8 protein-coding genes are annotated in these 14,858 nt (G+C 68.8%); 7 read left to right on the top strand and 1 reads right to left on the bottom strand.

Features of this window, described 5'->3' with window-relative positions; translation table 11 throughout:
* Window positions 1–358 precede the first annotated feature (358 nt).
* The 7 genes from ASE59_RS08595 (at window position 359) to ASE59_RS08565 (ending at window position 14,143) form a co-directional block, all read left to right on the top strand.
* Window positions 359–2,842: a circularly permuted type 2 ATP-grasp protein gene (locus ASE59_RS08595; protein WP_056455102.1), complete on the top strand. Its 2,484-nt coding sequence runs from the start codon at window positions 359–361 to the stop codon at window positions 2,840–2,842.
* A complete protein-coding gene (locus ASE59_RS08590) occupies window positions 2,842–3,726 on the top strand; it encodes a transglutaminase family protein (RefSeq protein WP_056455120.1) in 885 nt (294 codons plus the stop codon). Before ASE59_RS08595 ends, ASE59_RS08590 begins: the two co-directional genes overlap by 1 nt.
* Window positions 3,727–4,024: 298 nt before the next feature.
* Entirely contained in the window at window positions 4,025–4,804 is a 780-nt protein-coding gene (locus ASE59_RS19130; protein WP_082458181.1) for an ImuA family protein, read from the top strand.
* The gene (locus ASE59_RS08585) at window positions 4,701–6,245 is read left to right on the top strand and encodes a Y-family DNA polymerase (RefSeq protein WP_082458180.1); all 1,545 of its coding nucleotides are present in this window, start codon (window positions 4,701–4,703) and stop codon (window positions 6,243–6,245) included. The genes ASE59_RS19130 and ASE59_RS08585 overlap by 104 nt, the downstream gene beginning before the upstream one ends.
* A 297-nt stretch (window positions 6,246–6,542) precedes the next feature.
* On the top strand, window positions 6,543–9,761 hold the full coding sequence (locus ASE59_RS08575; RefSeq protein ID WP_056455092.1) for an error-prone DNA polymerase: 3,219 nt from the start codon (window positions 6,543–6,545) through the stop codon (window positions 9,759–9,761).
* A gap of 165 nt (window positions 9,762–9,926) precedes the next feature.
* On the top strand, window positions 9,927–13,187 hold the full coding sequence (locus ASE59_RS08570; protein ID WP_056455089.1) for a PAS domain-containing hybrid sensor histidine kinase/response regulator: 3,261 nt from the start codon (window positions 9,927–9,929) through the stop codon (window positions 13,185–13,187).
* 494 nt (window positions 13,188–13,681) lie between these two features.
* Window positions 13,682–14,143: a GNAT family N-acetyltransferase gene (locus ASE59_RS08565; RefSeq protein WP_056455086.1), complete on the top strand. Its 462-nt coding sequence runs from the start codon at window positions 13,682–13,684 to the stop codon at window positions 14,141–14,143.
* A 56-nt stretch (window positions 14,144–14,199) separates the two neighbouring features.
* On the opposite strand, the gene ASE59_RS08560 is transcribed toward ASE59_RS08565, so the two are convergent.
* On the bottom strand, window positions 14,200–14,823 hold the full coding sequence (locus tag ASE59_RS08560) for a response regulator transcription factor (RefSeq protein ID WP_056455083.1): 624 nt from the start codon (window positions 14,821–14,823) through the stop codon (window positions 14,200–14,202).
* Window positions 14,824–14,858 lie beyond the last annotated feature (35 nt).

Genomic DNA, 14,858 nt, shown 5'->3' with positions numbered 1-14,858 from the left:
TCCCTGTCTCAACCCTCGGGAACAGACAAGAATCCAAAATGCTGCCGGTGTAAACAGTCCCGCGCAGGCGGGGGTCCAGAGCCAGGCAGAACAGAGGCTTGCGATCGGTGCCCTGGACCCCCGCCTGCGCGGGGGTACGCATTGGGGCCGGTGATCGGGACTTTCGCAGAGGCCTTGCCTTCGCCGGGTACGCGCAGGAGCGGGTGCCGGCCGGGACTTTCGCAGAGGGCCTCGCGAAGGCCGGTATACGGCAAGGTGCGCTGCGGAACCCGCTCCCCTATCCGCACCCACCCCTTGCAAACCGGTTGCGCCTGCACGGCGCGCGTGCTTGGGAATGATCGGGGATTTGGGAAACGCTATGGCCAGCAGCGCAATCAACGGACGGTTCGATGCTGGCGCGACGGGTGGGCGCTGGCTGGAGGAATATCGGACCCGCGCGCCGCGGGGCGATATGCTGTCCGCCGCCACCGATGGCGACCGCGCGGCATGGGAGATCGCGTTCGAGGAACTGGCCGGCCTGCCCGGCAATACGCTCGCCACCGCGCGCGAACGGGCGCAGCGCCATGCCGACGATATCGGCACCGCCTACCGCGCGGCGGGCGAGAGCGAAGAGCGGCGCTGGCCGCTGTCGCCGGTCCCGCTGCTGATCGGTGCCGACGAATGGCGGACCATCGCCGACGGGATGGCGGAGCGCGCCGACCTGTTCGAGAGCGTGATCGCCGATATCCACGGGCGTCAGCAACTGGTCGCGGACGGCACGCTGCCGGCGATGCTGGTCACCGGATCGCCGCTGTTCCTGCGGCCGATGGTCGGGGTGGTGCCCCCGGGCGGACATCAACTGCACTTCGTCGCCGCCGACCTGTGCCGTGGTCCCGACGGCCGCTGGCGGGTGCTGGCCGATCATGTCCGGGTGCCGGTGGGGGCGGGCTATGCGCTCGAAAACCGGCTGGCGATGGGGCGGACGCTGGGCGGGTTGCCGTCGCGGCTCAACGTCGAACGCCACGCGCCCTTCTTCGCGGCGATGCGCGCCGGGATCGCCGCTGCCTGCCGCCGGGCCGAGCCGCGCATCGGCCTGCTGACGTCGGGCAAGCTCAATCCCAGCTATCCCGAACAGGCGCATCTGGCCCGGTATCTGGGGTTCCTGCTGGTCGAGGGTGCCGACCTCGCGGTGCGCGACGATCAGCTCTATGTCCGCACCATCGCCGGGCTGAAGCGGATCGACGCGCTGTGGCGGCGGATCGATCCGCGGCTGATCGACCCGCTGGCGTTCGATGCCGGTTCGACGATCGGCGTGCCCGGCCTAATCGACGCGATGGCGACGGGCAATGTCGTGATCGCCAATGCGCCGGGGGTGGGCGTGCTCGAATCGCCAGCCTTTGCCGCGTTCCTGCCGGTGCTTGGCGAGCGGTTGCTGGGACGTGCGCCGGCGCTGTCGTCGATCGGGACATGGTGGTGCGGCCGTGCGCAGGACCGCGACCATGTGCTGGCGTCGCTCGATCAACTGGTGATCGGCCCCGCCTTTGCGGGGCCGGTGCCCGAACTGGCCGGACCAGTGCTCGGCGCGACGCTGGACGCCGACGCCCGCGCACGGCTGGCGACGGCGATGGCGCTGCGCCCGCAGGATTATGTCGGGCAGGAACTTGCCGAACTGTCGACGATGCCGACGGTGTGCGGAGAGGGGCTTCAGCCGCGTCCCTTCTCGCTGCGGGTCTTTGCCGCGCGCGGGGCCGATGGCCGCTGGGTCGTACTGCCCGGCGGGTTCGTTCGCATCGGCGATCAGCCCGACGCGCGCGCGGCGGTGATGGGCGAGGGGTCGTGGTCGGCCGACGTCATCGTCCATGGTCCCGATCCGGTCGCGCCGGTGTCGCTGCTGCAAGCCGCCGACAGCGTCGAACTGCGGCGTAATCCGGGGACGCTGCCCAGCCGCGTCGCCGACAACATGTTCTGGCTGGGCCGCTATCTTGAACGGGGAGAGGCGCTGCTGGGCGTGATCCGCGTGCTGTTCGGCCATTCGATCTCGGCCGATACCGGCGCGGCCTTGGCACCCGAGACGGTCGAGCGGCTGGTGACGATCATCGCCGATACCGGGGCTGCGCCCCGCCCGCCCAGTCATCGTCGCCGCGATCTGGTCGATTTCGGGCGCGAAGCGATGGAATCGGTCGATGGCTGGGGCAGCGTCCGCGCGATCAACCGCATGGCGACCGGCATCGGCGGCGTGTCGCGCGACCGGTTGTCGGCCGACATGGTGCGCCTGCTCGACGCGCCGCATCCGACCGCAGGCACGCTGCTCGACCGCGCGGGCACGTTGCAGCGCCGCTATGCCGCGCTAGCCGGACTATCGGCCGAACATATGGGGCGGACCGATGCGTGGCGGTTCCACGATCTGGGGCGGCGGATCGAACGGGCGATGGCGGCGACGCGCACGCTGTTGGCGGTCGATCTGCGCCGCGCCAGTGCCGAGGATCTGTCGACATTGCTCGACCTGGCGGACAGCCAGATCAGCTATCGCCAGCGTTACCTCATCGGCTTTGCGCGGGTGCCGGTGATCGACCTGATCGCTCTCGACCCCGGCAATCCGCGCGGCATCGCGTTCCAGGTGGAAACGATCGTCGGGCATCTGGGGAAGTTGCCAGTCTTGAACGACGCTGGCATCGCCGAACCGCAACAGCGCATCGCTGCCCGTTTGACGGCGGGCATCGCGATGGCATCGGCCGAGCGGCTCGACCGCGGCTGGGTGCTGGAAATCAACCAGCAGTTGCAGAAGCTGTCGGACGCGATCGCCACCCGCTATTTTCTGCAGGGCGCGCAGGCGCTCCGTGAAGCCGGATTGACCCTCGCATGATGCGCTATGCCATCCGCCACATCACCCGCTTCGATTATGCCGAGGCGGCCGGCTTCGCGCGCTGCAATCTGCGGCTGCGTCCGATCCTGTGGTCGGGGCAGACGCTGGAGGACTATGCGCTGCTGGTCGAGCCGGGCGGACGGACCGCCCCGGCACGGGCGCAGGCGGGACTGGCTAACGTCACCCGGCTGGAGGTCGACCGCCCCGAACGCACGCTGACGATCGAGAGTCGTGCGACAGTGCGGGTCGAGCGGCCGATCCCGTTCGCATCGTCGGGTGATCCGACGCTGGCCGATATCCGGGCGATGGTGGCGCAGGTGCAGGATGCCGGACCGGCCAGTCCGGTCAGCTATCTGTTTCCCTCCGCCCATGTGCCGATCGTGCCCGAGATCGCTTCATGGTGTGCCGAGGATTTGTGGGACGATCGCGGGATCCTCGACGCGGCGATCGCGCTGGCCCGGCGAATCCAGCGCGACTTCGCCTTTGATCCGACCGCGACGCTGGTCGATACGCCGCCCGCCGAAGCCTTCGCCAAGCGCGGCGGGGTGTGTCAGGATTTTGCGCAGATCATGCTGTCCGGCCTGCGTGGGGCAGGACTGCCCGCTGCTTATTGCTCGGGCTATCTGCGCACTCTGCCGCCGCCGGGGCAGGAACGCCTGGTCGGAGCCGATGCGACCCATGCCTGGGTGCTGGTCTGGGCCGGGCCGCTGCTCGGCTGGGTCGGGGTCGATCCGACCAACGGCATCTGGATGGCGGAGGACCATGTCGTGATGGCGATCGGCCGCGACTATGCCGACATCGCGCCGATCGACGGCGTGGTGCTGGGGTCGGGCGCGCAGACGATGCAGGTGTCGGTCGATGTGGAGCCGTTGCCGGTTGGTTGATCAACACGAAGGCGTGAAGAGAAACCAGAAGGTAGATTTCGCGCAGAGGCGCAGAGGCGCAGAGGCGCAGAGGGGTTGCGTCTGCTACAGCCTTGTTCCGCGACAGCGGCCTTATCCCCATGGTATCCGGGTGCGGATCGTCTGCCGGACGCACGCGGATGCCAAGCCGCGCACCATCTCTGCGCCTCCGCGCCTTTGCGCGAGATCTTTCTTCGCGACCTTCGCGCCTTCGCGTGAAAATCATTCGAATCCCACTGGATTGACGAATCCGCAACAGACGCGCGATAAAGAACAAATCATGAACGAAGAGTCGTCCACCCTGTCCGCGCTGAAGCGGCGAGTCGCTGCCATGGAGCGGCGCGCGCCCGCAGGCAAGGCGGTTCGGGTCGCGACCGGGCATGGCGATATCGATGCCGCGCTGGGTGGCGGCATCGCGCGGGGGCGGCTGCACGAGATTTTCGCGGCTGAAGCGGGCGACGCCGGCAGCGCGACCGGCTTTGCGGGGATGTTGTCGATCCGGCTGGGCGGCGGCATCGTCTGGCTGCGCGAGGAGGCGGCGGTGCGCGGCGGCGGGCACCTGCATGCGCCGGGGCTGGTCGAGATCGGACTCGATCCGGCGCGACTGCTGCTGGGGCTGCTGCCCGATGCGCTGTCGGTGCTGCGCGCTGCCGCCGATGTCGTGCGCTGCGCGGGAGTCGGGGTGGCGGTGATCGAACTGCACCGCGATCCCAAAGTGCTCGACCTGACCGCCAGCCGCCGGCTCGCGCTGGCGGCGGAAGAAAGCGGGGTGGCGGCGTTGTTGCTGCGCATCGCCGCGACGCCGGTGGCGAGCGCCGCCGACACACGCTGGGCGGTGCGATCCTGCGCGTCGCAACCCTTGCCCGCCAATGCGCCGGGTCATCCGACCTTCGACCTCGAATTATTGCGTCAGCGCGGCCGGGGTGCCGATGGCCGCTGGCAAGTGGAGTGGAACCGTGAGCAAGCCGTCTTCACCAGCCCGACGCCATCTGGCGCTGTGGTGGCCGTTCCTGCCCGCCGACCGGCTGCTGCGCCAATCCCCCTGCGCCGTGCCGGATGATGCGCCATTCGTCTGTGTCGAGACGGCGCGCGGTGCCTTGCGCATCGCATCGGTCGACCCCCAGGCACTGGACAAGGGCCTGTCCCCCGGCATGGCGCTGGCCGATGCGCGCGCGCAACTGCCCGAACTGGCGGTGGTCGATGCCGATCCGTTCGCCGATCATGGCTGGTTGGAGCGGATTGCCGATGCCTGCGACCGGTTCACGCCGCTGGTGGCGCTGGACGGGGGCGACGGGGTGACGCTCGACATCACCGGCTGCGCGCACCTGTTCGGCGGGGAGGGGGCGTTGGTCGCCGAGGTCGAGGCGCGGCTTGCGCGGTTCGGGGCGCTGCGTCATGCGCTGGCCGATACGCCCGATGCGGCGCAGGCGCTGGCGCGGTTCCAGAGTGCGCCGGCGGCAAGCGAGGCGGCGGCGATCCGGCGGCTGGGGGTGGCGGCGCTGCGGCTCGACGACGAGATTGCGGTGGCGCTGCGCCGGGCGGGCCTGCGTACCATCGGCGATCTTGCCAGCCGTCCGACCGCACCGATCGCGGCACGCTTCGGCGAGGAGACGGTGGCGGCACTCGCACGGCTGCTGGGCGATGCCGATCAGCGGTTGCGGCCGCGGCGCGCCTTGCCGGCCCTGTTCTTCGAACGGCGCTTCGCCGAACCGATCGCGCGCGATGCCGATGTGCTGGCGACGATCGGCGATCTGGCGGCGGAGGCGGAGGCCGAACTGACCGCGCGCGACCGGGGCGGGCGGCGTTTTGCGGTGCGGCTGTACCGCGCCGATGGCGCGCTGCGCGATCTGGCGGTCGAAAGCGGGCTGCCGCTTCGCGATCCGCCGTCGATCCTACGCCAGTTCCGCGAACGGATCGACGCGCTGGCCGATCCGATCGATCCGGGGTTCGGTTTCGACATGATCCGCATGAGCGTTCCCGCGCTCGAACCGTTGGCGCCGACGCAATTGCAGCTGGAAGGGGGCGCGGTCAGCGAGGAGGCGATGGCGGCGCTGGTCGACCGCCTCAGCACTCGCCTCGGCCGGGGGCGCATCGCGCGGGTTGCGCCCGGCGACAGCCATCTGCCGGAACAGGGCGTGCTGACCATCGACGCGATCGACGCGCCGGTACCGACCGGGTGGGACGCGCCCGAGACGGGCGAGCCGCCGCTGCGTCCGATCCACCTGTTCGATCCGCCGCAACGGATCGAGGTGATGGCCGAGGTGCCCGACGGCCCGCCGCACCGCTTTCGCTGGCGGCGGGTGCTGCACGACGTGATCCGGTTCGAGGGGCCGGAACGGATCGCGGCGCAGTGGTGGCGTAGGGGCCAGGCCAAGGTGCGGACGCGCGATTATTATCGGGTCGAGGATGTGCGCGGGCGGCGTTACTGGATCTTTCGGCATGGGCTGTACGATCGCGAGACGCCCGATCCGCTATGGTATGTGCATGGGGTGTTTGCGTGACTCTTTGTCCGGCCCGTCATTCCCGCGAAGGCGGGAATCCATATGCGCAAACGTCCCGCTTCCGTCCGCAGCGTCGGCGTGAATGGATTCCCGCCTGTGCGGGAATGACGAAGGGTGGTGTGGCAAGCTGGGGGGGCAAACGGGTTGCTCGCCACTTTGTCATCCCGGCGCAGGCCGGGATCCAAAGTTCCGCAAGCGCCGAAGCCATCGGATATGCGGCCAGGTGGATCCCGGCCTGCGCCGGGATGACGAAGGTTGGTGCGATGACGAAAGGGGCGGGCGAGGCCCGTCCGTGAGATGGCCTTTGCCGAACTGATCGCCGCGACGCATTTTTCGTTCCTGCGTGGAGCGTCGCCACCCTCCGACATGGTAGCCCGGGCGAACGAACTGAAAATGGCGGGGATCGGGATTGCCGACCGCAACACCGTGGCGGGGGTCGTGCAGGCGCATCTGGCGTTGAAGAATGAGAAGGAAAAGCGACGCGAGGCGGGGCTGCCCGACTATCCCTTCGACCTCGTCGTCGGCACGCGGCTGGTGTTCGCGGACGGGACGCCGGACATCGTCGCCTATCCCGTCGACCGGGCGGCATGGGGGCGGCTGACGCGGTTGCTGAGCGGGGGCAATCTCAAGGCGAAGAAGGGTGACTGTCATCTCGAACTGACCGATCTGCTGGCGTGGCAGGAGGGGTTGTTGCTGATCGTCACCGCGCCCGATGCCGCGCTGCTGGCGCGGTTGCGCGATGCCTGTCCGGGGCGGGTGTGGCTGGCGGCGACGATGCCGCGCGGCGGGCGCGACCGGCGGCGGTTGGCGGCACGGATGGCGTTGGCGCGGAGCGTCGGCGTGCCGCTGCTGGCGACCAACGACGCGTTGTATGCCACGCATGAGCAGCGCCCGTTGCACGATGTGCTGACCTGTATCCGGGAGGGGACGACGATCGCCGCCGCCGGCAAGCGTTTGGCGGCCAATGCCGAACGCCACCTGAAATCCCCGGAAGAGATGGCACGGCTGTTCCGCGATTGTCCCGAAGCGGTCGAGGAAAGCGTCGCCATCCTCAAGCGGATCAGCTTTCGCCTGACCGACCTGAAGTACGAATATCCGCACGAGCCGGTGCCGCCGGGTTGGGAGGCGCAGGATTGGCTCGAACATCTGTCGATCACCGCCGCGCATGACCGTTATGGTCCTGACCTGCCGGTCGAGGTGCAGCGGCGGCTGGACGAAGAATTCACGCTGATCCGCAAGGAGAAATACGCGCATTATTTCCTGACCGTCCACGATCTGGTCCGCTTTGCGCGGACCTGCGATCCGCCGATCCTGTGCCAGGGGCGCGGGTCGGCGGCCAATTCGATCGTCTGTTTCCTGTTGGGCGTCACCTCGGTCGATCCGAGCGAACATGACCTGCTCTTCTCGCGCTTCGTGTCCGAACAGCGCGGCGAGCCGCCCGATATCGACGTCGATTTCGAACATGAACGGCGCGAGGAGGTGATCCAGTATATCTACGCCCGCTATGGCCGCGAGCGGGCGGGCATCGCCGCGACCGTGATCCATTACCGGCCACGCAGCGCGGTGGGCGAGGTCGGCAAGGTGCTGGGCCTGACCCGCGACGTGACGCAGCGGCTGGGCAGCACCGTGTGGGGCAGTTTCGCGGGTGAGATGGAGGCGCGGCGCTATACCAGCGCGGGGTTCGACATCGACAATCCGGAGATCGCGCAGCTGCGCGATCTGGTCGACCAGATCCTCAAATTCCCCCGGCATCTGTCGCAGCATGTGGGCGGGTTCGTGCTGACGCAGGGACGACTGGACGAGATGGTGCCGATCCATAACGGCGCGATGGAAGGGCGGACCTTCATCGAATGGGACAAGGACGATATCGATGCGCTGGGGCTGATGAAGGTCGATGTGCTGGCGCTCGGCATGTTGACCTGCATCCGCAAGGCGTTCGACCTGCTGCGCCTGCACGGGCTGGGCGATCACGACCTGACCGTCGACCTGAAGGCCGATGACGAAGACGTCTACAGGATGCTGCACAAGGGCGACAGCATCGGCGTGTTCCAGGTCGAAAGCCGCGCGCAGATGAACATGCTGCCAAGGTTGAAGCCGGTGAACCTGTACGACCTGTCGGTGCAGGTCGCGATCGTGCGGCCGGGGCCGATCGAGGGGGATATGGTCCACCCCTATCTGCGCCGCCGTGCGAACAAGGAGGTGGTGACCTATCCCTCGCCCAAGCCGCCGCACGATCCCGATGAACTCAAGACGTTGTTGAACCGAACGTACGGCGTGCCGTTGTTCCAGGAACAGGTCATGAAGCTGGCGATCGTCGCTGCCGGTTTCACGCCGGGCGAAGCGAACAAGCTGCGCAAAGCGATGGCGACGTTCCGCAATCCCGGTACGATCCAGGAACTGCGCGACAAGCTGGTCACCGGTATGACCGCACGCGGTTACGAGCCGGACTTCGCCGAGCGCTGTTTCCGCCAGATCGAGGGGTTCGGCAGCTACGGCTTTCCCGAAAGCCACGCGCTGTCGTTCGCGCGGCTGGTCTATGTGTCGTCGTGGATCAAATGCCATCATCCGGCGGTGTTCGCCTGCGCGCTGCTCAATTCGCAGCCGATGGGATTTTATGCGCCCGCCCAGATCGTCCGCGATGCGCGCGACCATGCGGTCGAGGTGCGCGGCATCGATGTGAATGTCAGCGACTGGCAGAACAAGCTGGAGGGGACGTCCCTCGCGCTGCGGCTGGGGTTTCGGCAGATGGACGGGTTTCGCGAGGGCTGGGCCGATGCGATCGCCGCCGCGCGACCGTTCGCCAGCGTCGAGGAACTGGCGCGGCGGGCACGGTTGCCGCAGCGGGCACTGCGGTTGCTGGCCGATGCCGATGCGTTCCGCTCGATAGGGTTCGACCGGCGCAAGGCATTGTGGGAGGTGCGGCGCACGCCCGATGCCGAACTGCCGCTGTTCGCCCATGCCAGCGCCGCCGAACTGGGCGCGGAGCCGGACATGACGCTGCCGTCCATGCCCGCGGTCGAGCATGTCGTGACCGATTACCAGACGCTGCGACTGTCGCTGCAGGGGCATCCGATGCAGTTCCTGCGCGACCGGCTCGACCGGATGGGGGTGACCAGTTGCGCCGGGATCATGAGGGCGAAGGCGGGGGCGCGCGTCACCGTCGCCGGTCTCGTCCTTGTCCGGCAGCGGCCGGGCAAGGGCAATGCGATCTTCGTCACGCTGGAGGATGAGGGCGGCATCACCAATGTCGTGCTGTGGGCGCGGCTGTTCGAGGCGTATCGGAGCGAGGTGATGGGCGCACGACTGATGATGGTCGAGGGGGAGGTGCAGCGCAGCCGCGAGGGGATCGTGCACCTGATGGGCGCGCGGGTATGGGATCGCAGCGACCTGCTCGACCGGCTGGGCGAAGCACCGCCACCGGTGCCGTCGTCGCGCGGTGACGAGGTGGTGCGACCGATCGCATCGCGCCATCCGCGCGACGTGCGGCTGGTGCCCAAATCGCGCGATTTCCACTGACAGCGGCGGTCCATTTCCGTGGAAGCGGCATCGGCCCACTCCCCCACCCGACCACCCAGTCAGGATACGCTGTGGGTGGTCGGGTGGGGGAGTGGGCCGGTGCCGCCCTGATCCGGCTTTGCCGGATCGGACTCTACGCGTAGGACGGCAGGCCGGAGGGTCGGCATGAACGGATTGCTGCTGTTCGCGGTCGCGATCGGATATGCCGCATTGCTGTTCGCGGTGGCATGGGGCGCGCGTCGGCGCGGGCTGACGCCGCGCGACCGGCAGATCGTCTATACGCTGGGGTTGGCGGTCTATTGCAGCAGCTGGACGTTCAACGGCGCGGTCGGCAGCGCGGTCGCCGATGGATGGGCGTATCTGCCGATCTATCTGGGGCCGATCCTGATCTTCGTGCTGGGCGGGCGGTTGCTGGTGCGGCTGGTCAGTGCGGTGCAGGCCGATGGCGCGACGTCGATCGCCGACTTCATCGGATCGCGCTTTTCGCGCAGCCGGGGGGTTGCGGCGCTGGTCACGCTGATCGCGCTGATCGGCACCGTGCCCTATGTCGCGCTGCAATTGCGGTCGGTCGCGACCAGCTATGCCGCATTGGCCGGCACGGCGGACGTCACGCGGCCGGTCGTCGTCACCGCGCTGGTGCTGGCCGGGTTCGCCATCGCCTTCGGACCACACAGCGATGCCGAGCCGCGCGCTGAGTCCGGCCTGCTGGCGGCGGTCGCGATCGAATCGGTGGTCAAGCTGGCGGCGTTTGCCGGGGTGGCGCTGTTTGCCGTCCTGCTGGTTACCCGCGCGCTACCGGAGGCTCAGAGCGCCGGGCTGGCGCGGCTCTCGGCCGGGTTCGCGCGCGCGCCGGACCTGGGGGATTTCATCATCACGACGCTTTTAGCGGCGGCCGCGATGCTGTGTCTGCCGCGCCAGTTTCAGGTGACGGTGGTCGCCGCGACCGAGCCGGGCGATCCGTGGCGCGCGCGATGGCCGTTCGTCGCCTATCTTACGCTGACCGCGTTGCTGGTGCTGCCGATCACGCTGGCCGCGCTGGTGCAGGGGGGCATGGCCCGGCCCGACCTGCTGGTCATCGCCATGCCGATCGCGGCGGGCGCGCCGGCGGTGGCGCTGCTCGGCTTTCTCGGCGGGTTTTCGGCGGCGACGGCGATGGTCGTGGTCGAGACGGTGGCGCTGGCGACGATGGTGTCGAACGACCTGATCGCGCCACTGCTGCTGCGCAGCCCGCGCCTTGCCGCCGCCGAGCATGTCGGGCGCACGCTGCTCTGGGTGCGGCGCGGGGTGGTCGCCGGGATCATCGGCGTGGCGACGGCGTGCGCGTTGCTGATCCCGACGACCCGGGGACTGGCCGCGATCGGGCTGGTCGCGTTCGCGGCGATGGCGCAGTTCGCGCCGGCGCTGCTGCTGGCGATCGGGCGCGGCGGGCGCGATCCGCTGGCGGCGAAGGCGGGGCTGACCACCGGGTTGGTCGGGTGGACGTTCCTGTTGTTCGTGCCGACGCTGACCGGCGCGCCGCTGCCGGTGTCGGGGGTGCCGGGACTGGGTGCGCTGTCGGCGGCGGCGGTGGCGACGCTGGCGGCGAACCTGATCGTCCATGCGATCGTCGCGGCGTCGCGCGCCCCGCGCCTGCCGTTCGCCCGCGACGAACGGGTGCCGCCGGTCCGCGATCTGGGCGAGCTGACCCGGCTGGTCGCGCGCTTCGTCGGCGAAGAGCGCGCGGTCGCTGGTCTGGGCGAGGGGACGCATGTCGATGCCCGCGCGGCGCGGCAGGCCGAGCGGCTGGTGGCGCAGGTGGTGGGCGTGTCGTCGGCGCGGCGGCTGGTCGCGTCGGCGCTGTCGGGTGAGGCGCTGGGTGCCGAAGACGTCGCGCGGATGCTGGATGCTAGCGGACAGAGCCTGCAATTCTCGAAAGGGCTGCTCGCCGCGACGCTGGAGCATATCGATCCGGGGGTCAGCGTGGTCGATGCCGAGCTGAACCTCGTCGCGTGGAATCAGCGGTACCTCGACCTGTTCGGCTTTCCGGCCGGCATGATCCGGGTCGGGGCGCCGGTTGCCGATGCGATCGCCTTCAATGCCCTGCGCGGCGATTGCGGCCCCGGCGAGGTCGACGACCATGTCGCCCGGCGGCTGGCGCATATGCGGCGCGGTGCGCGGCACAGTTTCGAGCGGGTGCGCAACGACGGGCGGGTGCTCAAGACCGTCGGCGGGCCGATGCCGGGCGGCGGCTATGTCATGTGTTTCTCGGACATTACCGCCGAGGCACAGGCGCTGCGCGCGGTCGAGACGGCGCGCGCCGAGCTGGAGCAGCGGGTCGAGGAACGGACGCGCGCGCTGTCGGAGGCGAATGCCGCGCTGGCGCGGGCGACCGCGGACAAGACCCGGTTCCTCGCCGCCGCCAGCCACGACCTGTTGCAGCCGCTCCATGCCGCGCGGCTGTTCACCGCCGCGCTGGCGCGGGGGGCGGACGATCGCGCCAAACCGCTGGTCGAGCGGATCGACCAGTCGATCGCGGCGGCGGACCAGTTGCTGCGCGCGCTGCTCGACATATCGAAGCTGGACGCCGGCGGGATCGTGCCGGTGCCGACCCGCTTTGCGGTGCGCGGGTTGCTCGGCGAACTGGTCGACAGCTTTGCCGATCAGGCGCGGACCAAGGGACTGACGCTGCGACTGGGGCCGGGCGATGCGGTGGTCGAGACCGACCGGGTGCTGCTGCGATCGATCGTGCAGAACCTGCTGGGCAATGCGGTGCGCTATACGGCGCGGGGTGGCGTAGTGATCGGGGCGCGGCGGCGGGGCGGCATGGTGCGGATCGAGGTCGTCGACAGCGGACCGGGGATTGCCGAGGGTGATCGGGCGCGGGTGTTTCGTGAGTTCGAGCGGCTGGCCAATGCCGAGGATGCCGGGCTGGGGTTGGGCCTCGCCATCGTCGCCCGGACGGCGGCGCTGCTGGGGGCGGAGGTGACGCTCGACAGCCGGGTCGGGCGGGGGAGCCGGTTTGCCGTCGCACTGCCGATTGCGCAGGGCGCGGTGGTCGTTCCGCTGGTGCGGGCGGTGGAGCGCGAGGTCCGGCCGCTCGACTGCCTGATCGTCGACGACGATGCCGGGGTGCGGGCGGCGATGGCGGCGCTGGCGGTGAGCCGGGGGCATGGCGTGGGGGTCGCGGCGACGGTCGAGGAAGCGTTGGCGCAGGTCGAGGGGGCGGCGGTAGCGTTCGTCGACCATGACCTGGGCGGGGCGGTCGATGGGCTGGCGCTGATCGACATGCTGCGGGCAAGGGCGCCGGGGTTGCGGGCGGCGCTGGTGACGGCGGATGCCGGGCGGGCGCTGGCGGAGCGGGCGGAAGCTTCGGGGGTGGCGGTGTTGCTGAAGCCGTTGTCGGGGGAGGTGTTTGATGCGTGGCTGGCCGCGCCGGGCAACGCGTAGCGAAGCTAGGCCGAGCCGCCGAAGACGCGGCAGGCCGGCGGCGCGAAAAGCGCCGTCCGACGACGCGGGCTTTGCCCGCGGCGGGGTCTGAAAACCTTACGGAAATCGGCCAAAGGTCACAAAAGTCACACTTGCCGCGTTTTGTGTTGTGTTGCGCATTTGGGGCGTGGTGCGTGGAGGGTTAGCAGCAGAGAGAAGGAGCCGGATGGGAGGGTCGCAAAGGATGGCGCTGTAGGAAAGGGGTCGGGCGGGTGGGTGCCGGTCGCCATCGACGGTCGGCGGACGGTATCGGTGTTCCTGCGGTTCCGCAGCTTCCCGTTTCGCTATGGCCGCACAGGGGTCTCGGGAAAGCGGAACCCGCAAGCGGCCGTTAGCGGGATCGGCGCGGCGGAATTCTCGTCACAGGTTTCTTTTCGGGACGGCATTGTCATCGCTCATTTGCAGACCGCGCTCACAGTTGCATAAGGTCTGGCTGGGACAGAGGTTGGGAATATATGGACACCCGCACAGCATCACTCGATGATGCGGCAGCTATGAGCCAAGTGCTACGCGAGATAATCGCACATACGGGTCGAGAACGGCCGAACGATGAAGCGTTCGTGACCCAGCAATACATCGCCAACCCGGCCAGTATTCGTTGCACGGTAGCGATTGACAACGAAGGGGTTGTTCTCGGCTTTCAGTTATTGATTCGGGCGGAAGTGGGCAACCGTTACGACGTGCCGGCGGGCTGGGGGATCATAGGCACCCACATCAGCCCCCGCGCCCATCGGCAAGGCGTAGGGAGTGCGCTGTTTCGATCGAGCCGAGACGCGGCAGAACAAGTGGGGATGGAGAAAATAGACGCCTATATCGGTGCCGATAATCCGTCTGGTCTTCGCTACTATGAGGCGATGGGCTTTCAAACTTATAGATCGCCTGAAGGTATCGTGCAGAAGGTCTATACGGTCCAATAGGATTCCTGGCCCATCCGCTTTCCCGCAACTCGATCCAATTTGAGAACTTTTCGTCTCTACCCCGCCACCTCCAGCCCCAATGCCCTCGCCGCCACCGCCGCCTGCGTGCGATTGCCGACGTCGAGTTTGCGCAGCACGGCGGTCATGTGGACCTTTACGGTGGCTTCGGCGATGCCGAGGTCGTGGGCGATTTGTTTGTTGAGGCGGCCGGCGAGGACGCCGAGCAGGACGCGCAGTTGCGTCGGGGTGAGGGTGGCGACGCGGGTGGCGATGTCGTCCTCGCCCGGAGCCTCGATGGCCATGCGTTCGCCGGACAGGGCGGCGGCGATGGCGGTTTCGATCTGGTCGAGCGGGGCGTCCTTGCCGACGAAGCCGACCGCGCCGAAGCGGGCGACCTGGGCATAGGCGGCGGCGCGGTCTGCGCCGGAGATGACGAGAATGGGGACGTCGGGGGCCTCGGCATGGAGCAGGGCGACGCCGCTATAGCCGACCGCGCCGGGCATGTTCAGGTCGAGGAGGATCAGGGTCAGGTCGGTTGCTGCACGGACCGCTTGCACCGCGCGGTCGAGCGAGCCGGCTTCGAGGATGGTCGCTTGCGCGCGGACCTGGGTGACGGCGAGGGTCAGCGCCTGGCGGAACAGCGGGTGGTCGTCGGCGATGAGGATGGTGGGGGTTATCATGCCTCTTCCGTCGCGCTCACCCTTCCGCGGCTTCG

The organism is Sphingomonas sp. Leaf10 (assembly GCF_001421245.1).
Lineage (GTDB): Bacteria > Pseudomonadota > Alphaproteobacteria > Sphingomonadales > Sphingomonadaceae > Sphingomonas.
The sequence above is the reverse complement of the archived record's forward strand: the minus strand, read 5'-3'. Positions and strand labels throughout refer to the sequence as shown.